The organism is Natronomonas sp. (genome assembly GCF_046483325.1).
Lineage (GTDB): Archaea > Halobacteriota > Halobacteria > Halobacteriales > Haloarculaceae > Natronomonas.
In genome coordinates this window covers 83,316-101,013 of the sequence record NZ_JAWODL010000014.1, presented here as the reverse complement: position 1 = coordinate 101,013, position 17,698 = coordinate 83,316, and the positions used below count along the sequence as shown (strand labels likewise).

The following is a 17,698-nucleotide window of genomic DNA, read 5'->3' as shown; positions in this document are numbered from 1 at the left end:
GCACGACTATCGCTAGTTGTCCACTCTGGCTCAAGAAACCAGTTGCTGACACATAGCAGTCAGAGTGAAGCGACTGAATCAGTTGTGTAATTCAGTCACTGTCCGGATTGATGCGTGATGAGGCTACCAAAACTCAAACGCATCCTTACAGATCCGGACGAGTTCCTTTCGAACGGCCAGTTGAAGTCTCTTAGCATGGAGTTGCTTGAACTGATACCGATGGAAGGAATCGAGGGCTCCGGCCTCGATTCCGAGGAAATCATGGAAGTAGTGCTCCGGGCTGCCGTTGACACGACATCAGTCAACGGCGTGACGACAAATACGACCGACACACCGAACAGGAAGACAGTCATGGACTGGCTCCACACCTTGGAGAAAAACGCCATGCTGGACGCTGTCAACGACATACTCGCGCTGATGGCAATGGCGGTTCTCGACCGCGACCGGTCGAGAACCATCTGTCTGGACTTCATGGACAATCCGTTCCACGGGGATCCCGAAGACGAAACCAAGTTCAGAAGGATGCAAGCACGCGACGGAACAACGAAGTGTCACCGCTACTGCACAGCGTTCGTCATCGCCCAAGGAAAGCCACTCACGCTGGCGGTTGAACCGGTTGCGGGCGAAGATAGCAAGGCTGACGCGGTCGAGCGCGTGCTCGCCCGCGTCGAGACGTATCCGTTCGAGATCGAGCAGATTCTCATGGATAGAGCTGCCTTCGCAGGGGAGTTGATCGGTGTGCTTCGGAAGACAGTGCCGCCAGTCTTTCCGGTCAAGACCGGGAAAGACTCGCTCCGGAAGAAACTCTCGGCGACCGCGTCACACATGACCGAAGAGACGATCTGCGAAGGAAAGGAGCACGAACAGACGTATCCACTGGCAGTGAACGTCACCTACCAGAACGGTGACCGCGGGAAGTCTGGTGTGAAAGCGACAGGGTACGCGGCGTACGGTCTGGAAGACCGCACGCCCGCGCAAGTCGCTGCGATCTACGACAAGCGGTCACGGATCGAGAAGAGCTACGAGAAGTTCCGAGAAGCACGTGCCCTGACAACAACGCCTTCAACGACAATTCGGCTCTTCTACGTGGGCGTGGGGTTTCTGTTAGAGCAGTTGTGGCTCGTGTTGCAGTGGGCCGTGCTCGCCCAACCACGGCGTGGTGGGCGAGCACTTCCGGTGGCGTTCACGTTCGGCGATGCGTTTCTCCATGGGATCGAGCAGGTGTTAGACGACGAGCTCGGTTGGAAGAAGAAGCATCGGACGAACGGACAAGGACTCCCACCGGGATACGTGCACGGACTCGGCTGAGCCGCCTCGCTTCTCCGGAAGCGAGGCTGGCGAACAGCGACAGCTGTCTTCGAACAGCAATTTCAGAACCAACCACAGCGGGAACAAGTGGATGACTCGACATTTTACTGGGTCACTGCAGCAGCTGTTGAACTCTTCGCCTCGTTTTGGCGTCCTTTGAGCGTGAAACCAGAGTTTCGCCACCGTGGTTATCGAAGGAGTGGACAACTAGCGACACTGAGGACACCGAGTTGCAGTCGCTCACACAGCGATTCGTAGCACTAGGCGGTGACGGCACTCCGCCACAGCTCTTGCTCGAAGGCCCGTTCATGGGAGACTCCAAACCCCACCCATCCGTGTCACTATTCCGGGACGGTAGGGCTGCGGTCGTCGAAGTCCACCGGTTCGGTGAACTCGCCAACGAGACCGTATTTATCGACTTTCCGGTCGTTCAATGGCCGGAGTCGAGCCGACGACTCGTCGTCGAAAGCACCGTCGAACTCGTTCAGTCGGGACTACCCGACCGAACACACGTCCTCAACGGACAACTCGAATTCACCGCCGAGACAGAAAAAAGCGAATGAACTACTGAAACGCACGATATGTCGGGGTAAGGTCCTCATCAGTCCAAAGTGTCGGCAGGGAGCCGTCACCACTCGTGAGGTGGAAGTCGCGGAGGGGAAGTACTTCCACGGAAGTTGACCTCTGCGGTCGAACAATGTTTGAGTGAACTGGATACGCGTACCCACACGATGACAGACTCGCGCCCCGTATGCAGCATGGTCGCCGAACCTACCCGGATTCCGGTAGCAACAGCGTGCGGGATACAGAGAATGGATTCAGCAGAGAGGTAACCACAGACGGAGTTTATTTGAGCACGGGCCCAATTTGCGAGATGAGTGTGTTGGACCGTTGTGCTATCGCCCTATGAGCCCCAGTATCCGTCTGTGAACGTCCTCGGCTGAGTCATAAATCTCGTCATCAGTTGGAGCGAGTACGTCCTCCAGGGATTTCTTGCCGCCCTGCGTTTCGAGTTCATAATCGCCATACGCCTCAACCAACTCATCTGTCGTGGCTGGGTAGTCGTGCGATTTGAGCGCTTCATCAAGATCACCAAGCCCCCCACCAGCGTCGACGCGCATCGGCTCCTCTTCATCGGCGCGGGTACGTGCCTCCTCTTGCATCCGCTCTCGTTGGCGACGTTGTTCGTCATCCGCTTGCTCATCTCGGCCCTGTTTATCATCTGCCATATGCTACGGTAGGGGATTCAGGCGGATAACAGTGGGGTTGCCTATCGGAGAGGCGGGTCGAACTTCCCCTCCCGACTGACCCAGATCTCGAAGCCACCCCACAAGACCAGGAAAACGACCCAGTCGCCGACGAACGCGATCCCGGTGGCCCTGGCGTTGTTGCTGGTCTTCGGTTCCCACCGCTGGGTGTAGACCTCTTGGATCGAGAGGCCCTCCTGAGTGGCCAAAGGCTCGGGAGCACGACTCATGTAGTTCGCGCGGGGTATTCGGTGGATTCAGCTCCGATTAGGATCTCATTCCGAACCACCTTCTGGAGCTTCTTGCCCCCGCCAACGCCCGCCAATCCACCGCCCGGCTCACCACCGTCCGCCACTCCACCCTCCGCCTCACCAACGCCCACCCTACTACCGCCCGCGTTCCTCCGTTCCCTCGTTCTACTCTTCGCGCTCGCCAAAGGGTTCCTCGTTCCGGTCGGAGGTGTCGCGGGTCCGCTGGAGGTAGTTCTGGAGTGTCTCGTGGACGGCCCGGCCGAGGTCACGTAATTCGCCGTTGATGGCCGAGACCGAACTCGAATCGAGCGATTCGGTCACGTCGCGCTCGCGCCAGTCTTCAGGCACCGTCGGGGCGTCGAAGCGGAGGTGGTCGTCCGTTGGATCACGGTAGAAGTCGGAGGCCTGGAACAGGTCGAGGTCGTCGACGACTCGGACCGTCTCTTCATGGAGGTCCGTGTACTCCGCCCACTCCTCGAACCCCTCACGCCACGCGCCTTCCTGGAGGAGATTCTCGAGGTCCTCGCGGTAGAAGTCCTCGGATCCGGGGGTCTCCGATTCTTCCCAGTCGAAACCTCTCGGTCGCCCCCGGTTCGAGAGGTCGGGCGGCTCAGGGACGGGTACATCAAGCGTCATACCGGTAGTAGAACGGACACCATGATAAAGCCGCGTTGCGATTCTATCAAAAGGGAATTCGGGTGAAGTGGTAACCGACAGGTCGCTCCTCCCCGACACGCTCTGCGGACACACCCTCCCGAGCACTACTCCCAGTCCCGGGACGAACAGTCAAGCTGACTTGCCTGGCTTGCCAACGGATTCCCCTGCAGGATTCGCGCTTTCTATGTAGCAGACGCTGAACGGAGTCCAAGGCTATTGTCAGAACAGGCGTAGCCGACTTAGAGGATGAATTCAGCAGAGCGGTAACGATAGGCTACAGCGTTGACGGTATGATTCGTGGCTAATAATAATAACCCGTGACTCTGTTACTCTATCATATGGCCAAATGTGCTCGATGCGGCAGTGATGTGGACACTCTCCAAAGCATCTCACCAGATGTTATCACGAAGGAACTAATCGACTCACTCGACCACGGCGAAGAAGACTTTGCCGGAGAGGGTGGTCTGAACGTTTGCGCCGAGTGTATGGATGAACTGGAGGGAGACTGAAAACGAAGCGGGTATCATTACTGATGATTTCAGCACGATCTGGATTACGAGATTCGCGCCCTGCCTCTTGCACAAGCGCTCTCGACTGCCGTTTCCCTGTCAAAAACAGCGTGACCGATACAGAGGGTAGATGGGGCGCCTAAGAGTGGAATATTACGGACGGAGTTCGATTAGTAGACACTCTCGCATAGTCGCAATTGTTTCACGTGGCACGCCCGTGTTTCTTCGAGATGTCTCCTAGAGTCTCACTTACCGAAAAGTGCGAGAACAAGTACGAACAGGTTGCCCTCGATACGTCGTATCTTGTTTTGATGTCGATGTCCGGTGTGCTTGCTGGCGTGGCTCTCCTAACCAACTCGATTCCGATCCTCATCGGTGCGATGGTCATTGCCCCGGCATTGACGCCGTTGGAACTCGTTTCCGCTGGCCTTGCTGCCAAGCGGTTGAATCGGGCCGGATTCGGGGTCTTGGTCGCGTTCGTCGGTCTGTTGGCTGCGACTGCTGGGGCTGTCGTGACGACGGTGACACTGAACATGACAGGAGTCCTCCCACCTGCAGAGAATCTCATCGATAAACCATTACTTGAAGAACGCATTACGGCCGGCTGGTTCAGCGTCGTTGCTGCTGCCGCGGCGGGTATCGCGGCGGGGGTAACGACTGACAAAGATCGGCAAGACACGCTCGTCGGCGTCGTCGCTGCCCTCGCACTCGTCCCGGCCGCAGCTGCTGGGGGAATAACATTACTGTCACGAGCGCCTGCCAAGGCCAGTGGCGGCCTGCTCTTACTTGTCCTCAATGCAGGCATGGTCGTGATAACTGGGACGGTGACACTCTGGCTCGGAGCTCGTGGCGATAGGAAAGCGCACACAGCGAAATAGGCATGCGACGTATTTATCGCCTATTTCGCTCGTCCATGCCGAATCGAACTGACCCCGCTGGGAAACTCGTCGCCCGTACTGAGCGATTTCAGTAGCAGGCGGTAGACCATATCCTGTGAGATACGCGCCCTCTATTCAGCGCGCCGCTCCTATCAGCTACTGCGGATTTCAACAGAGCCAAAAAACTCGAAGGCAAGGTAGATGACTATCCTACTCGGGGACACTGAAACGGACGTTGGATAGTACAACCGTACTCCCGACGAGGGGTGGTGATTCTACGGGCGAAGCAGGCCGAGTGCCTCGGGGGCGTCGGAAGACGTCGTCTTCCCGGATGACGAGAGACCGGCGGTCTCTCGAAGCACGTGCCCCCGAGGCGGTTCACCAGCGGTCTTCGGGAGTGGCTGCTCGGAAATCACCACACTGGGTTACATCGTTCAGCCCAAGAGTCGGTGAACCTCTGATCGACATCCCGTGATCAGGAGGTAGTATTTATCATCATAATGCGCGGTACGTCTCTCCTAATCTCGTTACTAAACTAATAACTATGATTCATTGACGAGAAATACAACCGATGAGTTCACTCGTAGTGCTCCAATTCGACGACATCGACGGTGCGGAAGCGATGCGTGACAGGATGTATGACTTCCAAAAACGAGAGTTAATCACCCTTGAGGACGCCGCAGTCGTCGTCCGCGATAAAAAGGGCCGCGCGAAAGTCAAACAAGCCCACAGCCTCGTCGGCGCGGGGGCCCTGGGCGGCGCTTTCTGGGGCATGCTAATCGGGTTGCTATTTTTTGCCCCATGGCTCGGCCTCTTGGCCGGCGCCGCCGGTGGCGCACTCGCCGGCAAATTCGGCGACATCGGCATCGACGACGACTTCATCAAAGAAGTTCAGGACGCTATCGAACCGGGGAACTCTGCGCTGTTCTTGTTGAGCCGGGGCGGCAACCTCGACCGCATCGAAAATGAGCTTTCGGACTTCGAGTATGAGTTCGAGATCATCGAGACGAACCTCTCCCCCGAGGACGAAACCAACCTGCGCGAAACCTTTGCCGCCGAGGAAGTCTCAGGGTGAGCTAGGCAGGCTCGTCTCCGCCGGCAATTGACCACGGTATCGCCCGGAAACTGCACTTGCTGACCGTCTGAAACACCCGGACAATCGATCACTCAGTGTCACATGCGACTCGTCCAAGTTCTGATCCCCGAGGGAACCCGATCGGCCGTCCTCGACACGCTCGACGGCCAGGGTATCGATTACGCCGTGTTCGAGGAGGTCGGTCGTGGCGATTTCGAGGCGATGGTTCAGTTTCCCATCCCACCAAGCGGCGTCGAACCGGTGATGGACGAACTGATCGAGGCCGGTATCCGGGAGGACGCGTACACCATCGTCCTCTCGACCGAGACCGTCGTCTCGCAGCGACTGTCCGCACTCGTCGAACGGTTTCCCGGCCTCCGGATCTCGCGCGAGGAGCTAAACGCGCGGGCGCAGGATCTTGCGCCGGCGAACTCCACCTTCTTCGCGTTTCTCCTCCTGAGCACCGTCATCGCGACGACGGGCCTGCTACTCGACTCTGTGGCGACGATCATCGGCGCAATGGTCGTCGCGCCGCTGATGGGACCTGCCGTCTCCGCCTCCGTCGGGACGATCCTCGACGATCCGGGGATGACCAGACGCGGCATCAGACTACAGGTCGTCGGGCTCGTCGCTGCCATCGCGACGGCGGCGGTCATGGGGTGGCTCCTCCAGCGGACCGTTCTCGTCCCGCCGGGACTCGATATCCGGACCATCCCCCAGGTCGCCGAGCGGACGAGTCCGAACTTCCTGTCGCTCTTTCTCGCGCTTGGGTCAGGGATCGCCGGGTCGCTCAGCATCATGCGTGGCTCCGGGTCGACCCTCGTCGGCGTGGCCATCGCCGTCGCGCTCGTTCCCCCCGCCGCGACCTCCGGCCTCGGTATCGCGTTCGGCTTGACAGGTGTCGCCATCGCGGGCGCCGTGCTCGTCGTCGTGAACCTGCTCGCGATCAACGTCTCCGCCCTGACCCTGTTCTGGGTGGCAGGGTTCAAACCGCTCGACGCAGGCGCGTTCGAGGGCGTTCGCGCCTCGATCGTCTCGCGCATCATCGTGATCGCGGTCGCCATCGCACTGCTCTCGATCGTCCTCGGTGCGGTCACCTGGACGACGTTTCAGACGCAGGCTTTCGAGCAGCAAACCCGGAGCGAACTCCACCAACAGTTCGACGAGGCGGACATCGAAGGGGTCGAACTCGTTTCGGTGACCGTCGACTACGAACCGATCGATCTGCTCCTCGGAAACGAACCGCGGGTGAACGTCCTCGTCGGCGTTCCACGGGACCAAGTGGTACCACCGGACCTCGCTCAACGCTGGGATGACCAGTTGACTGCGGAGTTCGACCGGGACGTCGTCGTTCGTGTCGGATTTATCGAGGCACAGGTATCCGACGGGGGGACGCGGGAACGACAGCCCCAGCGCCTGGGCATCCCTGGGGCGTCTCGATGAGTGCTGATTCGGAAGAAACCCGAGACAGAGTCGATACCCCGGAGCGACAGCAGGGGACGCTGGCATACTGGGGGCCGGCCATCGCGGTGAGCTTGTCGATGTTCATCGCGGTCATCGATTCGACCCTGATGAACGTCGCGATTCCCGCTATCGTGTCGGACCTGGACACCACCGTCTCCGTCGTCCAGGGTGCGATCGCAGTCTACTCGCTCGTGATGGCGGTGCTGATGCTTCCCGGTGGGAAGCTCCCGTCGATCTACGGTGTTCGGCAGCTCATGCAGGGGACGCTAGTCGTCTACGCTGCCGGGACGCTGCTGGCAGCCGTCAGTTGGAGTCCCGTGGTCCTGTACTTCGGCTGGTCCCTCGTCGAAGGTGCTGCTGCCGCCGTGTTGATGCCCCTGACGTTCACTGTACTTATCATCACCTACGATGGGAAAGACCGCGCGAGGGCCCTCGGGGTGCTGGCGGGCGTGAGCGCGGCGGGCGCGGCCGTCGGGCCGATATTCGGTGGGGCGCTAACGACGTTCGCGAGCTGGCGGTGGGGGTTCGCCCTCGAGGCGGTCGTCGTCGCCGTCGCGCTGGTGTTCGTCCGCTACGTGAGCGCCGCCCCGCTGACGTCCGACCCCGACCCACTCGACGTTGGAGGGACCGTGCTCTCCGTCGTCGGCGCGACGTCGCTGGTCGTCGGCTTCCTCCTCGCCGGCAAGTTCGGGTGGCTGGTCGCGACGCGCCCGTTCGTCGCCTTCGGCGTCCAGTTCAACCCCTTCGGGATGTCGCCGGCGCTGTGGACCATCGGCCTGGGGCTGCTTGCGTTCGCCGCATTCGTCCAGTACGAGTACCGCCTCGAGCGGGCCGGCCGCTCGCCGCTTGTCCCGATGGGACTGCTCTCGAACCGCACCTTTACCGCGGGCTCGCTAACCTTCGGGGCTCGAGCGCTCGTCATGGCCGGGTTCATCTTCATCATTCCAGTGTACCTCCAGTCCGGCCTCGGCTACACCGCCTTCGAGGCCGGGGTCGCGATGCTCCCGTTCTCCGTCGGGACGCTGCTCGTCTCGACGTTCACCACCGGCTGGCGCGCGTACGTGGCGCCGAAGACCCTCGTCCAAGTCGGGGCTGTGCTGATCGGCGTCGGCCTCCTGTTGCTATTCCAGGACACGAACCCGAACCAGACGGTGCGGAGCATGGCCGTCCCGATGGCGGTCGTCGGCGTCGGCATCGGGCTCATGACGCCTCAGCTCGTCAACTCGACGCTGTCGGCGGTCCCCCAAGCGAACTCCTCGGAGGCCTCAAGCGTCATGAACGCGACTGGGATGCTCGCTTACGCGCTCGGGACGGCCATCGTTGGAGCCTTCCTGCTCGGGCAGTTCTACCGTGGCGTGATAGACGGCACGTTCCGGGCGACCGGCGCCGCGGTGTCGGTGTCCCGACGCGACGAACTCGCCCGGGCACTGCAACAGGCCGCAGAGACGGCAACCGAGGCGACCCAACAGGCGTTCCTCGCCGGGTTGACCCCTGCGGAGCGGGCACTGCTCGAAGGGATCTTCGAGGCCGCATTCGTCGGTGCCCAGCGCGCGACGTTGTTACTCCTCGTCGTATTCGCGGCGCTCACGCTCGTTATTTCGGCGTTCTTACCACGCAATTCCGGGAAGTCATAAAGCGCCGATCGCTCGTACGCTATCATTACTTAGCGCCATCGGCCCTACCCGGTAGCTGGTATGTTATCACTGCAGCAGGGACCACCGATCGACTTCCAGCAGTACGTCCCGGTACTCATCGACACGATAACGACGATCCTGACGTTCACCGTCGTGTTCTTCGTCGTCTACTGGATCGGGCGATCCGTCTCGGTTCGTGCGGTAGAGAACAACCTGCAACGTCGTGACTTCGACGAGACGCTCATCGGATTCGCCGTGAGTATGACCTTCATCGTGACGACAGTGTTCGCAATCGCGATCGCTGCAACGATAGCAGGTTTCGGTACCGTAGTCGCCGCGTTTGCAACCCTGGGTGGTGCGATTACGCTCGCGGTCGGTTTCGCCGCACAGGACCTCATCGCTAACTTCGTCGCCGGTGTGTTCAGCATCCAAGACAAACCATTCGCAGTCGGCGACTGGATCGAGTGGAACGGGAAGGACGGCGTCGTTCGAGAGATCAAGATACGGGTGACTAAGCTAGACACGTTCGACAACGAACTGGTGACGGTCCCGAACAGCGACCTCGCCAACGCGGCCGTCGTCAATAACGTCGCGAACGATCGACGTCGAGTGTCGGTTGGGTTCGGAATCGGATACGACGATGACATCGACCAGGCACGGGACGCCATCGTCGAGGAGGGCGCTCGTTACGACGGCGCCCTCGCGGACCCGGAACCGACAGCCCCTGTCACGGACCTGGGCGACTCGGCGGTCGTTCTCTCGGCGGGCCTGCCCGTCTATGTCGATACTTCTCACCGTTAATCCGTGTTCCACTCTTGTAACGAATGAGTAACTTTGTATGACATCCTCCCTATAGGACACATGAAGCCGAGACGCGATGGCCAATCGATGCGTCGAACGTCACTGACTGTCCTCGTCGCCGTCTTGATCGTGGTGCTCGCCGGCTGTTCTGGGTTCGAGGGCCTACCCGGTGGTGAAAACGGCAGCGCGACGCCACAGGTGACCGAAACCCCGACGACTCCAGAGCCGACACCGGAGCCGACCGAGGCACCCGCGGAGACCGAACCACCAGCGACCGAGGCTGGCGACGGCGACGAGAGCGCCGGTGGTGGCGGGACCAGCGATTCGAATAGCCTGCTCCCGTGGCTGGGGCTGCTGCTCGTTTCCGTCGTGGGAATCGCGGCGATATGGGTCCTCCGCGGACGGAACGGGCCCGACCCGGTGTCGGCGGAGGCGCCACGAAGCGACGGCGAGGAGGTCATCTCGCTCCTCCACCGGAACAACGGGCGCGTCTTCGAGGACGTGCTGGAAGAGGAGTTGGACTGGTCGCCGGCTCACACGCGACGGGTGCTCGACGGCCTCGTCGCGACGGGTGACGTCGAACGGACGCAGACCCAGCGTGGCGTGCTGGTCACGTTCACTGACCCGGACCGTCGACTCGAGAACGAGAGTGTGGGCGGGGGAGAGGACGAGGACGATGTGTAGTCGGGTGGAGACGACGGTAGGCATCAGTAGTGGCGACACGCTGGCGGACGGCTGCAGTCGCTTGGGAGGAAATCGCGTCGGATGAGCCGCCTCGGGGCTTGACCCCGAGGCACTCGCCCTGTTTCCTCTCTAGACCGATCAGCCCTCAGCGACACACCAGCATCCGACGTGGGTCGTCGAAGGGTCGTAGGCTCGGGATGACGAGCAACGGCCGCTCGGCCGTTGTGGACTCGGGATTGGACCCGGTCAACTAAACGCATGCATCACCGTGCAGGCGGCAGACGCCGAGTTCGACGACGACGCGACGTTTTTGATCGTCGGTCCAGTCCCCGCGGAAGGGAGGGCACTCGTCGTAACGGGTGCCCGCTTGGGTGTCGTCACCCTCGCCCGGTCGCAACTGACCCGGGATGGACTCAGATGAGTGCGACGACGATTGCATACCCGACTGCGCCGCCGACAAAAAAGAGGAACCGGCCCCGGCGGGGGTTGGGAAGCTCCTCCTTGATGACGTTGAGGATGATGCCGCCGGAGACGAACGCGAACAGTCCGGTAACGACGAGTGGTCGACCCAGCGTGGCCCACCCGACCGTGGCACCGGCGAGGGTCGCACCCGCGAGGACCCACCGCCCCACGCGGTCGTACTGTGCCCCGAGGTGGCGGCGTATCCCGTAGTCGGTGATGCTGAAGTGCAGTCCCATCGCGACCGCGTACAGCAGGAGGTTGACGACGCCCGGGAGCTCCTGGTGGAACAGGAGGTAGCCGATAAGGCCGCTGTAGAGGGCGAAGACGGTGATGTAGCCCCAGAACACGCCTGGCGGCGGGTCGGATCGCTTGGCCCTGGTTCGGGCGGCGAGGACCTCTAGCCCGTAGAACACGACGAACCCGGCGAGTGCGACGCCGTAGATCGCCCCCTCGGTGACGGAGCCCGCGGAGACCCGCGGGTCCTCGGCCGCGAAGTGGGCTATTTCGGGCAGAAGCAGGACGAACACGTACGCGACGGCCGCTCCCCCGGCGGCCGACAGCACTGACCGTCCCACCCACGTCTTCGTGTCGGCTCCCTGGCCGACGAGGAGGTGGACCATCGCCAGCGCGAGGGCCGACAGGACGGGCACGATCGGGAGTGACTCGAACGCCATCCCCGGACCCTGTAACACGAGCAACATCTCCCCTAGCGGAGTCGTCGCCCCCGATCATAGTCTTTTACTCCGTCCTCGGCCGAACCCCCACGCTGGGTGCGCGCTCCGGAGTGTCCGGGCAGCAACGCCCGCCACACCCACATTTCAGACGGTCAACCGATTTGTAGACCGTCGTGTACTCCGGCAACTCGTCACGATCTAGTCCGAGTACGCCACGACTCTCGGCCATGTACTCCAGCCGATTCGGTGTTTCACGGTGTATGGCTCTCTTCGAGCCACAAACAGTGCAGGACGACGTGAATCCAGCGCGCGAATCCGCTGCTGGCGGGCTCGCCCGCATGCGTTCCTCACCCTTGTTTGGCTAGGTGCCGACACTGCTCAACGAAGTCGGGGAAATCGACTTCCATGGATAGGGTTTGATTTCCTCGCCTTCACCCTTCTAACGCGGTGACATCGACCAATTAGACTGCTATTCAACAGAGCAGCTCGATTCGGCATTGTGCGACTGAACCAGCCGATAGAGGCGTCCGCTCACGTGCCGCCGGCGACGGTGTTCGCTCGAAGCGATACTCGTGGACAGCGAAATTTAAAACGCAAGACGGCTATGAAATGTACACGGCTGCCGGCAGTCATAGGTTCCTATCCCGCGGGTCGCGCCCAGTACGACAATGACCAGATCGGACGACGGATATTCAGACTCTTCCTCCGAAACCTTCGAGCGGGCTCTCACTACACTGTTAAGCGACTCTTTCGCAGAGGACATCGAGATCGAAGACACATGGGAGATCACCTTTCCATCGGACCTGGTGCCGGACTGGCGGGTCGTCATCGAGAAAACTAGTGGCGCTGTCCCGCCCGATAACGGCGGCGACTTCGTCGACGAGTGATGCGCTCTGTCAGAAAATCATCCGGTAGCGTATCTTTACTTGGTTCGGATATACTCTCTACACGTAACGTTAGCGGCGTGTGTGGTACATACGATTAAGACACCTTCCCCCTGAGAGTCTGATGTACCCCCCATAGCCATACCAACAAGACCGGTTGGAGAGGCCAAGTGAACGGAGAAGTAGGAAACTCTAATGACAATCAAAACCGAGGATAACACTGCGGGGGATATCCACGCCGAAGAGACTGTGTCAGCGCTATTCAAGCTGCTGTCCCACCACCGCCGTCGAATCGCCGTTCAGTATCTCGCCACCCAGGTCGGGACTACCTCGGTGAGCGACGTGGCCGACCAGATCGCTCTCCTCGAAGGTGAGCACACCCACGACCGCTACGAGCGCATCTGCACGAGTCTCGTCCACGCTCATCCTCCGATGCTGACCGACGGCGGCGTCATCGAGTACGATCACGAACGGGAGGTCCTCAAGCTGCGTGACCAGGGTGCGGGCATGCTCCCGTATCTGGAACTCGCCAGCGCCGACTAAACGATTTTACGGCCACATTCACGAATTGCCCCCGTGCGAGATACGCGCTGTCCATCTCGCACGTAACAAGGCAGTGACTGGGATGTGACGCGTGAGTCAGCGATTCGCAGACCTCGAGTCGAGTCGGTCCCGTAATTGGTCGGAGATGCCTGTCAGGTACGTCGTCCCGAAGATGGCGACCAGCAAGCCACCGATCGAGTTGTAGATGAGGTCGAGGACAGTGTCATCGAGGCCGTACTGCGTGAGCACTCGGGGGATACCAAGCACCTGTGCACCGATAGCGACGTAGAACTCGATGAGCTCCCAAAAGACGCCGAAGGCCATCACGAAAATCAGGAGATATACGAGGGTGAACTTCGGGCCCATGTGGAGGTACTCCGTGTGTTCTTGAAGAGCTCGCGTTATCGCATAGGCCGATCCGACGACCAGCGACGAGGACAGAGCGTGCGTCATGTGATCCCACCACCACGTCGCACCGTACAGACTCTCGAAATCGAGCCCGGGAAGCGGCACCGTTCCGAGCGCGTGTAGAAACATCGCCAGCGTGATCCAGAGGACGAGTCCCACGTTCATGGTAATCTCGTACTTACGCTCCAGTATTGCTGGTAACTGCGTGACGAGGAGTCCGATCGTTGCGTTGGTCATGATCGAGGCGTCTCCAACGTACAGCCCGATACCGAGGAGGACAGCCATCATCACCTGAAGAAGCCTAACGAGTGCGGCTTGTGTGCGCCCGGAGACGAGCACGTTGGTTCTGCTGTTCATCAAGCGCTCACCCCTTCGCCACCGATACGGTCGAGATTGGCCCGGAGCCGGCGCCGGAAGTATGCTCTGAAGAGACCGCCGGCGACGAACCCCGCGAGCGTCGCGGCAGTGAAGATCATCATCAGGTCGTCGTTGGTCTCGACGAAGACTGTTCCGAGATACTGAGCCGAAACCGCCGAGCTGACCGCCCAAAAGCCCGCTGTCGCCAGTGTGGCAAGCACGACGAAAAATACGGCAAAGTTCGGCGTCATTCGGACCCGTCCCGTCAGCTGGAGCGAGACGACAACGAGCATTCCCAGCGCGGCGATGCTGAGACCGGTGACGAAGTCGGCGAGAAAACTGAGGCCGATGCTCCCGAGAGACAGGGGAATCGTACAGATTAGCAGGAGCGGCCACGGGACCGTCCGGGTCCACGCTCTGCTTACGAGCGCCGGGGCGATAGCGACGAACGCCGCGAGAGCCGCCAGTGCCATCCGGATCAAAAGGAGCTCGAAGAGCGCAGTTATTGCTACGACGACGAGCGCGATAACGAGCAACCAGGAGATAGCCGCGTTGATCCGTGAGTCCTTGACGAACCACTCTTCAGGGAGTTGTTGATTACTCATACTCGATCTCCCCTCTCGAGGCGCTGACCGCAAATCGTGCCGCCGACTGACGGTAGTTGGCGTGACTCTCTGGAGAGGGGCCCCGAGGAGGTGCGTGCTGCGCAGGGATGTTAGCACACAACTGCCGGGCAAGCGAGAGCGGAGCAGGGACCGTATCTCTCGACCCCTCGCGCGGTCCGGTTACTATTTCGATCGCCTTGTTAGAAATCATAACCTACAGTCAATTAGCTTTGCTAGCTTAAGGACTGGCACGATCTTTTAGCCGCGCTCGGGAGCACCAAGACCCAGTAAGTGGTACAATAACTACCATTTAGAACGGGAGTCGGGGATTCTACTCAACTGCGTGCATCTCCTCTCAGAGCCCGGTTTCGCATTCAGTAGTCCCGGAGTATATTTCAACTAAGGATACGTTTAATCGACTGTATAAAAGGATCTACATCGTATCGATCGGCGGGTATTTTGTCGTCCGCCGATCGCCGATCGAATTCCGAGAGGACAAAAAGTTTGTCTGCACATTACTATATTTATCGCCACCGTCCGAGAGACGGTATGTTACCACTGCAGCAGGGCATCTCGATTGATTTTCAACAGTTCGTCCCGATACTCCTCAGCGCGGTCACGACGACTGTGATATTTATAATCGTGTTCCTGGTTGTCTACCGGGTCGGGCGGTCAGTCATGGTTCGGTCGGTGAAAAACGGCCTCGAACGTCGGAGTTTCGACGACACGTTGGTCGGGTACGCCGTCAGCATGACGGTGTTAGTGACGGCTGTCTTTGCGGTCGCGTTGGCCGCGACGGTTGCTGGCTTCGGTACTGTTCTCGCCGCCTTCGCGACCTTCGGTGGTGCACTTACGCTCGCGGTCGGCTTTGCTGCGAGGGATCTCATCGCTAACTTCGTCGCCGGCGTATTCATCATCAAAGACGAACCGTTCACTGTCGGGGACTGGATCGAGTGGGACGGAAACGACGGTGTGGTTCAAGAGATCCAAATGCGGGTGACGAAACTGGACACGTTCGACAACCAGCGGGTGACGGTACCAAACGGCGATCTCGCTAACGCGGTAGTAGTGAACAATGTGGCGAACGATCGACGCCGAGTGTCGGTCGGCGTCGGCATCGCATATGACGAGGACATCGATCAAGCACGGAACGCCATCGTCGAGGAGGGAGCGCGCATCGACGGCGTCCTCGAGGATCCCGAACCCACAGCCCCTGTCACGGAACTCGGCGACTCGGCGGTCGTTCTCTCGGGGCGGATCTGGATCGACCCATCGGAGAGTAGTTACGGCGACATACGTGCGCAGTTCGTCGAAAGGGTCAAGCAGCGCTTTGATGCCGAGGGATTCGACATCCCGTATCCCAATACGGAACTCTCGGGCGATATCAAGGTCACGAACGTCTCTAACGTGGAGAAAGCCACTCAAAGTTGAACCGGCGTCGTTTCCGGTCCGCTGAACCCGCTCTCCCCTTGACATCGTATATGCCTACCGCCGTATGAACGGAGATTCGTACGTCAACGCCGGGGTCCGCTTCGTCATTGGGGACGACGAGTTCGAACCGGACCCCGCGTGGATCGGGAGCTGGTCCCGAAATGACATTTTAATAACTTATATCCAATAATTCCGATACGGATACGTTGTACTCGCGGTTGCGGATCGACACTGGAACTTCGTCGCCGAGCCGCTCGACGTCACTGGTGGTCGGTACACTCCGAGCGACGAGGCCGGATCCGATGGTCTCGAAAGCCCCCTTGGGTCGATCATCCGTCCGTCAAACCAACCGCTCGACGAGGTCGCGACCCACTTCGAGCAGTTCCCCGAGCGCTCCCTCCTCCGGGGTCTCGGCGTACACCCTGAGTTTCGGTTCGGTGCCGCTGGGGCGGAGGAGAATCCACGAGCCGTCTTCCAGTAGGAATTTGAACCCGTCGATCGAGACCGTTTCGGTGATCGACCGACCGGCGATCGCTTCCGGTCGATCCTCGGCGAGCGCCTCGATGACCATAGATTTCCGCGACTCGGGACAGTCGACGCTCGTCTTGTCAGCGTAGACCCGGCCGTGGGTCTCAAAGATGTCGTCGAGGCGAGCGTCGAACGGCTCGACCGTGGTCGCCGCCGCGGCAAGTAACGCGACGAGGACGCCGTCTTTCGTGCCGATGTGGCCGGCGACAGTGAAGCCGCCCGACTCCTCGCCGCCGAAGAGTCCGTCGTGTTTCGACATCCCGTCGGCGACCCACTTGAACCCGACCGGGACCTCGTACACCTCGGTGCCGTTCGCGTCGGCGATCCGGTCGATCAAGAACGTCGTCGAAACGGTCCTGATCGCGGGTCCGGACGCGCCGCCGTCGCCGAGCAGTGCGTCGTACAGCACCGCGAAGAGAAGGTGGCCTGTGAGGACGCCACGTCCGGGGGTACAGACGGTAAGTCGGTCAGCGTCACCGTCGTTGGCGATCCCCAGATCCGCGTCGGCGTCGGCAACGGCAGCGGGGAGGCCCGAAAGCGTCTCCGCGTTCGGTTCGGGGGCTTGTCCACCAAAGGTCGGATCCAGATCGCACCGCCGACGGATTACCTCCGCACCGGCGGACTCGAGAAGGGAGTCGGTAATGCCGCGACCGCTTCCGTGGAGGGCGTCGTAGACTATCGTCGTCCCGGAGAGAGCGGGTTCGAAGTACTCCCCGACCAGTTCGCGGGCACGGGCCGCGTGCGACGGGACTGGATCGAACCGTTCGATCGTCCCGCGTCCACAATCGGAGCGGCGTTGAGGGCGAGCGAGATTGTCCTCGAGCGCGTTCGTAACGGTTGGAAGCGCGGATACGGCGTTCTCGGGGATGAACTTCACCCCGTTGTACTCCGGGGGGTTGTGCGACGCCGTGACCATGAGCGCACCTTGGAGACCACGGTCGACGATCGTGTGAGCGATCACAGGCGTTGGAAGGTCCCGTGTCGACAGAAAAACGTCGAAACCGTTGTCGACGAGCACTTCTGTGAGGCTTTCGGCGGCCTCCTCGGAGGTAGCACGCGCGTCGTAGCCGACGGCAGCCGCCGGGCGGGCGGTTCCGGAGTAGGTTTCGTACATATAACTCGCGGCGGCCTGACCGACCGCCCGGACCCGGGCGTCGGTGAAGGCCTCGCCGGCCGCCCGCCAACCACCGGTCCCGAAGGTGATACCGTCCATGACGTGCCCTATCACTGCCCGAATGATAAACGCTGTCTGATGGATCGGTAACGACGTTTGGGGGCGGATGTCCGTCGGGACGACG

General features: G+C 60.6%; 17 protein-coding genes and 3 pseudogenes. 12 read left to right on the top strand and 8 right to left on the bottom strand.

Annotation, left to right across the window (positions count from 1 at the left end; all coding sequences use genetic code 11):
• Positions 1-117: 117 nt before the first annotated feature.
• Both R6U53_RS05070 and R6U53_RS05065 read left to right on the top strand, forming a co-directional pair.
• On the top strand, positions 118-1,308 hold the full coding sequence (locus tag R6U53_RS05070) for an ISH3 family transposase (protein ID WP_410321276.1): 1,191 nt from the start codon (positions 118-120) through the stop codon (positions 1,306-1,308).
• A gap of 209 nt (positions 1,309-1,517) precedes the next feature.
• Positions 1,518-1,871 (top strand): annotated as a pseudogene (locus tag R6U53_RS05065) (hypothetical protein); the annotation flags it as partial.
• A gap of 333 nt (positions 1,872-2,204) precedes the next feature.
• Here R6U53_RS05065 and R6U53_RS05060 read toward each other — a convergent pair.
• From R6U53_RS05060 to R6U53_RS05050, 3 genes are all read right to left on the bottom strand, one after another.
• Complete coding sequence (locus R6U53_RS05060; protein WP_410321275.1) at positions 2,205-2,537, bottom strand: hypothetical protein; 333 nt, start codon at positions 2,535-2,537, stop codon at positions 2,205-2,207.
• A 41-nt stretch (positions 2,538-2,578) separates the two neighbouring features.
• A complete protein-coding gene (locus tag R6U53_RS05055; RefSeq protein ID WP_410321274.1) occupies positions 2,579-2,764 on the bottom strand; it encodes a hypothetical protein in 186 nt (61 codons plus the stop codon).
• A gap of 207 nt (positions 2,765-2,971) precedes the next feature.
• On the bottom strand, positions 2,972-3,442 hold the full coding sequence (locus R6U53_RS05050) for a hypothetical protein (RefSeq protein WP_410321273.1): 471 nt from the start codon (positions 3,440-3,442) through the stop codon (positions 2,972-2,974).
• Between the two features lie 760 nt (positions 3,443-4,202).
• Here R6U53_RS05050 and R6U53_RS05045 point away from each other — a divergent pair.
• The 7 genes and pseudogenes from R6U53_RS05045 to R6U53_RS05015 all read left to right on the top strand — a co-directional run bounded on the left by R6U53_RS05045 (position 4,203) and on the right by R6U53_RS05015 (position 10,929).
• The gene (locus R6U53_RS05045) at positions 4,203-4,850 is read left to right on the top strand and encodes a DUF389 domain-containing protein (protein WP_410321272.1); all 648 of its coding nucleotides are present in this window, start codon (positions 4,203-4,205) and stop codon (positions 4,848-4,850) included.
• A gap of 604 nt (positions 4,851-5,454) precedes the next feature.
• Positions 5,455-5,925, top strand: coding sequence for a DUF1269 domain-containing protein (locus R6U53_RS05040; protein ID WP_410321278.1), 471 nt, complete (start codon positions 5,455-5,457; stop codon positions 5,923-5,925).
• Between the two features lie 102 nt (positions 5,926-6,027).
• Positions 6,028-7,368: a TIGR00341 family protein gene (locus R6U53_RS05035; protein WP_410321271.1), complete on the top strand. Its 1,341-nt coding sequence runs from the start codon at positions 6,028-6,030 to the stop codon at positions 7,366-7,368.
• Positions 7,365-9,023 (top strand): MFS transporter, encoded by a 1,659-nt coding sequence (locus tag R6U53_RS05030; protein WP_410321270.1) that lies wholly within the window; start codon positions 7,365-7,367, stop codon positions 9,021-9,023. The genes R6U53_RS05035 and R6U53_RS05030 overlap by 4 nt, the downstream gene beginning before the upstream one ends.
• A gap of 60 nt (positions 9,024-9,083) precedes the next feature.
• A pseudogene (locus tag R6U53_RS05025) lies at positions 9,084-9,815 on the top strand (mechanosensitive ion channel family protein); the annotation flags it as partial.
• Positions 9,816-9,884: 69 nt separating this feature from the next.
• On the top strand, positions 9,885-10,508 hold the full coding sequence (locus tag R6U53_RS05020) for a helix-turn-helix transcriptional regulator (RefSeq protein WP_410321269.1): 624 nt from the start codon (positions 9,885-9,887) through the stop codon (positions 10,506-10,508).
• A 268-nt stretch (positions 10,509-10,776) separates the two neighbouring features.
• The gene (locus R6U53_RS05015) at positions 10,777-10,929 is read left to right on the top strand and encodes a hypothetical protein (RefSeq protein WP_410321268.1); all 153 of its coding nucleotides are present in this window, start codon (positions 10,777-10,779) and stop codon (positions 10,927-10,929) included.
• Here R6U53_RS05015 and R6U53_RS05010 read toward each other — a convergent pair.
• Together R6U53_RS05010 and R6U53_RS05005 are read right to left on the bottom strand one after the other, a co-directional pair.
• The gene (locus R6U53_RS05010) at positions 10,922-11,671 is read right to left on the bottom strand and encodes a hypothetical protein (RefSeq protein WP_410321267.1); all 750 of its coding nucleotides are present in this window, start codon (positions 11,669-11,671) and stop codon (positions 10,922-10,924) included. The genes R6U53_RS05015 and R6U53_RS05010 overlap by 8 nt on opposite strands.
• A 44-nt stretch (positions 11,672-11,715) precedes the next feature.
• Positions 11,716-12,051 (bottom strand): annotated as a pseudogene (locus R6U53_RS05005) (IS5/IS1182 family transposase); the annotation flags it as partial.
• Positions 12,052-12,312: 261 nt separating this feature from the next.
• On the opposite strand from R6U53_RS05005, the gene R6U53_RS05000 reads away from it, so the two are divergent.
• Positions 12,313-12,531 carry a hypothetical protein gene (locus R6U53_RS05000; protein ID WP_410321266.1) on the top strand — a complete coding sequence of 73 codons (219 nt, stop codon included), beginning with the start codon at positions 12,313-12,315 and terminating at the stop codon, positions 12,529-12,531.
• A gap of 192 nt (positions 12,532-12,723) precedes the next feature.
• Positions 12,724-13,071: a hypothetical protein gene (locus R6U53_RS04995; protein ID WP_410321265.1), complete on the top strand. Its 348-nt coding sequence runs from the start codon at positions 12,724-12,726 to the stop codon at positions 13,069-13,071.
• A 96-nt stretch (positions 13,072-13,167) separates the two neighbouring features.
• Here the strand turns inward: R6U53_RS04995 and R6U53_RS04990 are convergent, their stop codons facing one another.
• Positions 13,168-13,836, bottom strand: coding sequence for a hypothetical protein (locus R6U53_RS04990; RefSeq protein WP_410321264.1), 669 nt, complete (start codon positions 13,834-13,836; stop codon positions 13,168-13,170).
• Entirely contained in the window at positions 13,836-14,441 is a 606-nt protein-coding gene (locus tag R6U53_RS04985; protein WP_410321263.1) for a hypothetical protein, read from the bottom strand. The genes R6U53_RS04990 and R6U53_RS04985 overlap by 1 nt, the downstream gene beginning before the upstream one ends.
• Before the next feature lie 549 nt (positions 14,442-14,990).
• Between R6U53_RS04985 and R6U53_RS04980 the strand changes: the two genes are divergently transcribed.
• Positions 14,991-15,872 carry a mechanosensitive ion channel family protein gene (locus tag R6U53_RS04980; RefSeq protein WP_410321262.1) on the top strand — a complete coding sequence of 294 codons (882 nt, stop codon included), beginning with the start codon at positions 14,991-14,993 and terminating at the stop codon, positions 15,870-15,872.
• Between the two features lie 340 nt (positions 15,873-16,212).
• Here R6U53_RS04980 and R6U53_RS04975 read toward each other — a convergent pair whose 3' ends face one another.
• On the bottom strand, positions 16,213-17,613 hold the full coding sequence (locus tag R6U53_RS04975; protein WP_410321261.1) for a phosphoglucomutase/phosphomannomutase family protein: 1,401 nt from the start codon (positions 17,611-17,613) through the stop codon (positions 16,213-16,215).
• Positions 17,614-17,698 lie beyond the last annotated feature (85 nt).